Below are 244 nucleotides of genomic sequence, written 5' to 3'. Positions count from 1 at the left end.
GCGACTATCTCCACCGCGACCGGCACCGGTACTATCCTCGATGACGGCACCGGCCCGGGTCCCTTCGACCCTGCCGGTCCGGGCACCCCGGATGATGACCGTACCGGCTTCAGTGTTGATGACGTGCAGATCAGTGAAGGCGGCTTAATGACCTTCACCGTGACCCGTACCGGCGATGCCGCAGCGGATCAGACCGTTGACTTCGCCACCAGCATTGGTGCGGGCGACAGCGCCGAAGCGGCGG

Annotated in this window: 1 protein-coding gene; it reads left to right on the top strand. The window is 65.6% G+C overall.

The window, feature by feature from the left end; all coding sequences use genetic code 11:
• A partial coding sequence (locus JW499_RS22295; protein ID WP_205212574.1) for a hypothetical protein occupies window positions 1-244 on the top strand: 244 nt, incomplete at both ends.

The sequence above is a fragment of the Amphritea pacifica genome, assembly GCF_016924145.1.
Classification (GTDB): domain Bacteria; phylum Pseudomonadota; class Gammaproteobacteria; order Pseudomonadales; family Balneatricaceae; genus Amphritea; species Amphritea pacifica.
The sequence above is the reverse complement of the archived record's forward strand: the minus strand, read 5'-3'. Positions and strand labels throughout refer to the sequence as shown.